Genomic DNA, 7197 nt, shown 5'->3' with positions numbered 1-7197 from the left:
ATGGCTCGCCCCCCCGCTCGGGACGGCAGGCTGTCCATGGCGCGCCCTCCTGCTCGGGGCGACGGCTTGCCGCGCCACTGACATGGAGACTCCGGCAGTCCACGGCTCGCCCCCCCGCTCGGGACGGCAGGCTGTCCATGGCGCGCCCCTCGGCTCGGGGCGACGGCTTGCCGCGCCACTGACATGGAGACTCCGGCAGTCCACGGCTCGCCCCCCCGCTCGGGACGGCAGGCCGCCCACGGCGCGCCCCCGCTCGGGACGACAGGCCGTCCACGGTGCGCCTCTCCGCCCTGGGCGACAGGCCGTCGGCGCTGCCGCGCGAAACCCCGTCGGCGACCGGCCGGCGTTCCCGGAGTCCGGCCGAGCCGTCCGCTAGGACTTGCGGTGGCCGATCAGCCGCGGCCTCTGTTCCAGGCCGTCCAGGCCGTGCCAGGCCAGGTTCACCAGGTGCGCGGCCACCTCCGCCTTCTTCGGGCGGCGCACGTCCAGCCACCACTGACCGGTCAGCGCGACCATGCCGACCAGGGCCTGCGCATACAGCGGGGCCAGCTTGGGGTCAAAACCGCGGCTCTTGAACTCGCGGCCCAGGATGTCCTCCACCTGGGTGGCGATGTCCGAGATGAGAGACGCGAAGGAGCCCGTCGACTGCGGGATGGGAGAGTCGCGGACCAGGATCCGGAAGCCGTCCGTGTACTCCTCGATGTAGTCCAGGAGCGCGAACGCGGCCTGCTCGCACAGCTCACGCGGGTGCCCGGCCGTGAGCGAGCTGGTGACCATGTCCAGCAGGCGCCGCATCTCGCGGTCGACCACCACCGCGTACAGCCCCTCCTTGCCGCCGAAGTGCTCGTAGACCACCGGCTTGGACACCCCGGCCTTCGCCGCGATCTCCTCCACCGAGGTACCTTCGAAACCCTTCGCCGCGAAGAGGGTGCGACCGATCTCCAGCAGCTGCTGGCGGCGCTCGGCACCGGTCATACGGGTGCGACGCGCTCGCCGCGGCTTGTCGGGACTGGGAGTGCTGGAGTCGGTCGCCACGGCGTCAATCATGCCGTCTTCGCGGTCTCCGTCCCGCGCCGGGAGCCGTCTTCCCCGGTGTTGCGGCGCGAATCGATACGCGAGCGTGACGGCCAGCGCACATCGTGGGCCCAGCCGAGCAGCTCGAACCAGCGGATGATCCGCGCCGAGGAGTCCAGCTGGCCGCGCTCCACACCGTGCCGCGCCGAGGTCGGATCGGCGTGATGCAGGTTGTGCCAGGACTCGCCGCACGACAGGACCGCCAGCCACCACACATTGCCCGAACGGTCCCGCGACTTGAAGGGCCGCTTGCCGACGGCGTGGCAGATCGAGTTGATCGACCAGGTCACGTGGTGCAGCAGCGCCACCCGGACCAGTGACCCCCAGAAGAACGCCGTGCACGCGCCCCACCAGGACATCGTGACCAGACCGCCGATCAGCGCGGGCAGCAGCAGCGACACCATCGTCCACAGCACGAACTGGCGGGAGATCGCGCGGATCGCCCCGTCCTTGATCAGATCCGGCGCGTACTTGTCCTGCGGCGTCTGCTCCTCGTCGAACATCCAGCCGATATGAGCCCACCACAGGCCCCTGATCAGTGCGGGCACGGTCTCCCCGTAGCGCCACGGGGAGTGCGGGTCGCCCTCCGCGTCGGAGAACTTGTGGTGCTTGCGGTGATCGGCCACCCAGCGCACCAGGGGACCCTCGACCGCCAGCGACCCCATGATCGCCAGGGCGATCCGCAGGGGCCGCTTCGCCTTGAACGAACCGTGGGTGAAATAGCGGTGAAAACCGATCGTGATGCCGTGGCAGCCGAGGAAGTAGAAGAACACCAGCAGGCCGAGATCCAGCCAGCTGACCCCCCAGCCCCACGCCAGCGGCACCGCCGCGACCAGCGCGAGGAAGGGGACGGTGATGAACAGCAGCAGCATGATCTGCTCGATCGAACGCTTCTGCTCGCCACCCAGCGTGGCGGACGGGAGAGACGGGTCGGTGGCCTTCTGGGCGTCGTCGATCACATCGGAACCGGTGGTGGTCATGGGGTGTCCCCTGGGGGGTCGAGGGTCGAGAGGGGTACCGAGCCGCCGGAACCGGCGGGAGACCGGTTGGGCTTCCCTACGGTTCCGTAACCTACGGCGTCGTAAGTATGGCAGCGCCGCCTGCGGCGGCAAGAGCCCGTGAGCCTGCGCGTCCGCATGGACACCTATCCTTGGAATCGGTCGGACAGCGCGGTCCGCTCTGATTTCTTCCCGGCTGTCCCGCCCGTATGCGGCCCACCCGCCGCGCGGCGGACCACCGGGTTCCCCTCCCGGACGAGCTTCAACACTGCAAGGAGCCGCACCTGTGAGCAGTGCCGACGATCAGACCACCACGACCAGCAGCGAGCTGCGCGCCGACATCCGGCGACTGGGTGACCTCCTCGGCGAGACCCTGGTCAGGCAGGAAGGCCCCGAACTGCTCGAACTGGTCGAGAGGGTCCGCCGCCTCACCCGCGAGGACGGCGAAGCCGCCGCCGAGCTGCTGCGTGGCACCGAACTGGAGACGGCCGCCAAGCTGGTGCGCGCCTTCTCCACCTACTTCCACCTCGCCAACGTCACCGAACAGGTCCACCGCGGGCGCGAACTGCGGGCCCGGCGCGCGGCCGAGGGCAGCCTGCTCGCCCGCACCGCCGACCGCCTCAAGGACGCCGACCCGGAGCACCTGCGGCAGACCGTCGAGCACCTGAACGTTCGCCCCGTGTTCACGGCGCACCCCACCGAGGCCGCGCGCCGCTCCGTCCTCAACAAGCTCCGGCGCATCGCCGCGCTCCTGGAGACCCCCGTCATCGAGGCCGACCGGCGCCGCCACGACACCCGGCTCGCCGAGAACATCGACCTCGTCTGGCAGACCGACGAACTGCGGGTCGTACGGCCCGAACCCGCCGACGAGGCCCGCAACGCGATCTACTACCTCGACGAACTGCACGCCGGCGCCGTCGGCGACGTCCTGGAGGACCTGACGGCCGAACTGGAACGCGTCGGCGTCCGCCTCCCCGACGCCACCCGGCCGCTCACCTTCGGCACCTGGATCGGCGGCGACCGCGACGGCAACCCCAACGTCACCCCCGACGTCACCTGGGACGTCCTCATCCTCCAGCACGAACACGGCATCAACGACGCCCTGGAGATGATCGACGAACTGCGCGGCTTCCTGTCCAACTCCATCCGCTACACCGGCGCCACCGAGGAACTGCTCCAGTCCCTCGGCACCGACCTGGAACTGCTGCCCGAGATCAGCCCCCGCTACAAGCGGCTCAACGCCGAGGAGCCCTACCGGCTCAAGGCCACCTGCGTCCGCCAGAAGCTCGTCAACACCAAGCAGCGGCTCGCCACCGGCACCCCGCACGAAGCAGGCCGCGACTACCTCGGCACCGCCGAACTCCTCGCCGACCTGCGCCTCATCCAGACCTCCCTCAGGGAACACCGCGGCGGCCTGTTCGCCGACGGCCGCCTCGGCCGCAACATCCGCACCCTGGCCGCCTTCGGCCTCCAGCTCGCCACCATGGACGTACGCGAACACGCGGACGCCCACCACCACGCCCTCGGCCAGCTCTTCGACCGGCTCGGCGAGGAGTCCTGGCGCTACGCCGACATGCCCCGCGAGTACCGGGCCAAGCTCCTCGCCAAGGAACTGCGCTCCCGCCGGCCGCTCGCGCCCACCCCGGCACCCGTGGACGCCGCCGGCGCGAAGACCCTCGGCGTCTTCCAGACCGTCAAGCGCGCCCTTGAGGTCTTCGGACCCGAGGTCGTCGAGTCGTACATCATCTCGATGTGCCAGGGCGCCGACGACGTCTTCGCCGCCGCCGTCCTCGCCCGCGAGGCCGGCCTGATCGACCTGCACGCCGGCTGGGCGAAGATCGGGATCGTGCCGCTGCTGGAGACCACCGACGAGCTGAAGGCCGCCGACACCATCCTGGAGGACATGCTCTCCGACCCGTCCTACCGGCGGCTCGTCGCGCTGCGCGGGGACGTCCAGGAGGTCATGCTCGGCTACTCCGACTCCTCCAAGTTCGGCGGCATCACCACCAGCCAGTGGGAGATCCACCGCGCCCAGCGCCGGCTGCGCGACGTCGCCCACCGCTACGGGGTGCGGCTGCGTCTCTTCCACGGCCGCGGCGGCACCGTCGGCCGCGGCGGCGGCCCCTCCCACGACGCCATCCTCGCCCAGCCCTGGGGCACCCTCGAAGGCGAGATCAAGGTCACCGAACAGGGCGAGGTCATCTCCGACAAGTACCTCGTGCCCGCGCTGGCCCGGGAGAACCTGGAACTGACCGTCGCCGCCACCCTCCAGGCATCCGCCCTGCACACCGCCCCCCGCCAGTCCGTGGAGGCGCTCGCCCGCTGGGACGCCGCCATGGACGTCGTCTCCGACGCCGCGCACTCCGCCTACCGCGGACTCGTCGAGGACCCCGACCTGCCGGCGTACTTCTTCGCCTCCACCCCGGTCGACCAGCTCGCCGACCTGCACCTCGGCTCCCGGCCCTCGCGCCGCCCCGACTCCGGGGCCGGGCTCGACGGACTGCGCGCCATCCCCTGGGTGTTCGGCTGGACCCAGTCGCGGCAGATCGTCCCCGGCTGGTTCGGCGTCGGCTCCGGCCTCAAGGCCCTGCGCGAGGCCGGCCTCGACACCGTCCTCGCCGAAATGCACGAACAGTGGCACTTCTTCCGCAACTTCATCTCCAACGTCGAGATGACCCTCGCCAAGACCGATCTGCGGATCGCCCGCCACTACGTCGACACCCTGGTGTCCGACGAACTGCGGCACGTCTTCGACACCATCACCGCCGAACACGACCTGACGGTCCGCGAGGTCCTGCGGATCACCGGCGAGAGCGAACTGCTCGACGCCCAGCCGGTGCTGAAGCAGACCTTCGCCATCCGCGACGCCTACCTCGACCCCATCTCCTACCTCCAGGTCACCCTCCTCAAGCGGCAACGCGACGCGGCCACCGCGGGCGAACAGCCCGACCCACTGCTCTCCCGCGCCCTGCTCCTCACGGTCAACGGCGTCGCAGCGGGCCTGCGCAACACAGGCTGACCCCGCCACACCCCCCGACGACACCCCCGGCACGCTCCCCGCGAGCCGGGGGTGCTGTCGTATGGCGGGGTTTTGGGGCTGGGTGGGGTGGGGAGTTGGGCGAGGTCGGCTTCGGCCGGGTGTGGGAGACCGGTGATCGTCGCGGGGGCCTGCGGTCGGCGGTGGCGTCGCGGCGGGTCTGCGCACCACCGCCTGACGCCGCCCGCCCGACGCGGCGATGGTCATGTGTGCCGCGGCGGAGCCACGCATCACCGGCCGCCTCCGCCCGCGTCGGCGCCTGGCGAAAGCAGCCCGCTGGCAGACGCCGGGCCCCCGCACATGAGGATGAACACCAGCTACGGCGGCCTGCGCACGGCCTCATAGTGCGAGACGATGAGCGATCCCGAGCCGGCGACCTGATCCGTATCGGCGTCAGTAAGGAAGGAACCCATGGCCCCCGAACCCAACCCCGCCGCGAGCGCGGACGCGGACGACCGTTTAGCCTCCGCGTCGAGCAGTCCACGCAGTCACCTCGCGATCGCCTCCAACATCGTCTCGGCCGTCTTCGACGCCGGCGCGTACTGCTCCCCACAGACGATCCAGACCGCTGGTGGACCGACGGACGCGCTTGCCGACCGTGTCGAGGAGTTCAGCACCGGGTTCGCTCGCTTCACCGAAGCGATCACGCGTCTGCACGCATCCACGTCCACCGCCGATCGCGAAGCGCTGCCGGTGGGCTCGGCGCACGGCCGGTGAGGGTCGCGGTGGCCGTCTGCGCGCTCGACGGCATGCAGAGCCTCTACTCCGGCGTCGGAGTCGTGGTCAGATCCTTCGTGCGGCAGGCGGAACACATCTTGACGGAGGCTTTCGCGGACACGGGCCACACCTGGACTCTGTCGTGTGCGAGCGGGTCGCTGCTCGATGACGCCGTGAACCTGCGCGCGGATCTACGCGCAGCTACGCGCAGAGCCTGCGCCCACAGCGGCGGCACCTTCACGCAATTGCCGTCCCTCACCGACGGGAGCGACGTCGCCAAGCTGTTCGTCGGCCCGGATCCGAGCCGCCCCGTGGATCAGTGGGCGGTTCTGTCCACCGCCGCGGCCGACTGGCTGCTGGACCTCGCGGCGGAACACGATGTGGTTCTGGCGCTGCTCCATGACACGCCCTTCGCGGCAGTTGCCGGCAGGCTTTCCGACCTCGACGACACAGCCGGGAACGGCCCCTCGCCGCAAACCCGCTCCGCCGACCGGATCATGCCTGTCTGGGTACCGCACAGCCTCGGCGTCGTCTTCCCGGACGAATTGAGTGCGCAGCGCCGCGAGTTCGAGGCCCGCGGCATTGCAGACATCATCGAGCGCGATGGTTGTGTGGGCTACGTCAGCGACTACTACGAAAACGTCCTCGCCGGGTGGGACGGGATGCGGCAACGCCACCTGGTCCCCTTCCACAACGTCATCGACACCGCCGCGTACCAGCGACCGCCTTCGGAACAGGCACTCGCCGTGCTGCGCAAGATTCCCGCTGACGCCCGGCTCACCTTCAGCTGGGGCCGGTGCAAGCCTCAGAAGGGCTTCGACGCGCTGCTGGAGGCGTTCCGCGGCGTGCTGGCGGCGCGCCCGGACGACCGCGACCACTTGCTGCTCGTGGCACCGACGGCCACGACCGAGCCGTCCTACCTGGAGACCGTCAGCGGCCTGATCAGCAGGTTGCCGGTCGAGCGAGTGACCGTCTGCCACGACTTCGATGAGACCCTGCCCTTCGCGGCACTGCGCGACTCCCGGCTGGACACGGTCGTACTGGCCTCGCGCTTTGAGGCGTTCGGCCTGGTCGCTGCTGAGGCCTCGGAGTTCGCCCACCCTGCCGCGCGCATCGTGCACTCACCGATCCCGACCTTCGAGACGGTGCTCGGCGGCGATCCACGCGCGGTCCGACTGGCCGGCGTGAACTCGGAATCGATTGCCGCCGCCCTGCTCGACGAGTCGCGGCCGGTCTCCCGGACCACCGTTGCGAAGCAGGGCCCCGAGCGCGATGGCCCCGGCGCTGCGTTCGTCCACACCCAGGCCAAAGGCGTGCGAGCATGCCTGGATCTGGCCCTGGACCGGGGCGCAGTCCGATGAGCGGCGACGC

Annotated in this window: 5 protein-coding genes; 3 read left to right on the top strand and 2 right to left on the bottom strand. The window is 70.5% G+C overall.

Annotated features, from left to right (window positions below; genetic code table 11):
* Positions 1-372 precede the first annotated feature (372 nt).
* Both ACFYTE_RS11070 and ACFYTE_RS11065 read right to left on the bottom strand, forming a co-directional pair.
* Positions 373-1047, bottom strand: a complete 675-nt coding sequence (locus ACFYTE_RS11070) for a TetR family transcriptional regulator (protein WP_388707851.1) — start codon at positions 1045-1047, stop codon at positions 373-375.
* The gene (locus ACFYTE_RS11065; RefSeq protein WP_388707848.1) at positions 1044-2054 is read right to left on the bottom strand and encodes an acyl-CoA desaturase; all 1011 of its coding nucleotides are present in this window, start codon (positions 2052-2054) and stop codon (positions 1044-1046) included. Before ACFYTE_RS11065 ends, ACFYTE_RS11070 begins: the two co-directional genes overlap by 4 nt.
* Positions 2055-2358: 304 nt before the next feature.
* Between ACFYTE_RS11065 and ppc the strand changes: the two genes are divergently transcribed.
* From ppc to ACFYTE_RS11050, 3 genes are all read left to right on the top strand, one after another.
* Positions 2359-5091 (top strand): phosphoenolpyruvate carboxylase, encoded by a 2733-nt coding sequence (ppc, locus tag ACFYTE_RS11060; protein WP_388707846.1) that lies wholly within the window; start codon positions 2359-2361, stop codon positions 5089-5091.
* Positions 5092-5520: 429 nt separating this feature from the next.
* Positions 5521-5826: a hypothetical protein gene (locus ACFYTE_RS11055; RefSeq protein WP_388707845.1), complete on the top strand. Its 306-nt coding sequence runs from the start codon at positions 5521-5523 to the stop codon at positions 5824-5826.
* Positions 5827-5834: 8 nt separating this feature from the next.
* Positions 5835-7187 carry a glycosyltransferase gene (locus ACFYTE_RS11050; protein ID WP_388707842.1) on the top strand — a complete coding sequence of 451 codons (1353 nt, stop codon included), beginning with the start codon at positions 5835-5837 and terminating at the stop codon, positions 7185-7187.
* The last annotated feature ends 10 nt before the right edge of the window (positions 7188-7197 follow it).

This window comes from Streptomyces sp. NPDC004629 (assembly GCF_042873595.1).
Lineage (GTDB): Bacteria > Actinomycetota > Actinomycetes > Streptomycetales > Streptomycetaceae > Streptomyces.
This window is presented reverse-complemented; position numbering and strand designations above follow the sequence as displayed.